Source organism: Brachyspira sp. SAP_772, from assembly GCF_009755885.1.
In the GTDB taxonomy this organism is placed as follows: Bacteria; Spirochaetota; Brachyspiria; order Brachyspirales; family Brachyspiraceae; genus Brachyspira.
The window spans coordinates 1-548 of record NZ_VYIX01000344.1; the positions used below are offsets into that span (position 1 = coordinate 1).

Below are 548 nucleotides of genomic sequence, written 5' to 3' on the forward strand. Positions count from 1 at the left end.
TAAAGATTTATTTTGTTTAGAATATAGTGCTTATGTAAAATTTGACCCTGTTTACTTTGGTTTTCAAGGCTCAACAGATGGAAGATACTATATTGCTATGAAGGCTTTATTTTAGTTTCTAAATTTACAAAAGAGCTTACCGCACGGTAAATAAAATTTTATAAGTAAATTAATTATAAATGCCAAATTTATTAAATACCAAAACTTGCTCACCGTGCGTTAAATAGATTTTTTTCTTAATAAAAACTTGGGCGGGMGTTAAYATTTCTWAWYARKCAAYAAAAAATAATTTAAATTAAAATTTAAAAATACTCTATAAAAAATAAAGGGTGGGACTTCTAAATAATTTTTTAATTTTATTTTTACTACCGCACTTTTTAGAAATTCTGTAAGCAATACTATATAGCAGTTGACAATCATACAAATTTAATATATACTCCGCAAAAATATCAAGGATTAGAAATGTCTAAAAAAAATTTTATATTAATATTTATTTTTGTTATTTTAATATCTTGTAAAAATACAGAAAAAATATCAAATGAAACTAC

General features: G+C 22.8%; 1 pseudogene. It reads left to right on the forward strand.

The features are described 5' to 3' along the window. Positions 1 to 462: 462 nt before the first annotated feature. Positions 463 to 548: pseudogene (locus GQX97_RS14420) on the forward strand (OXA-63 family oxacillin-hydrolyzing class D beta-lactamase); the annotation flags it as partial.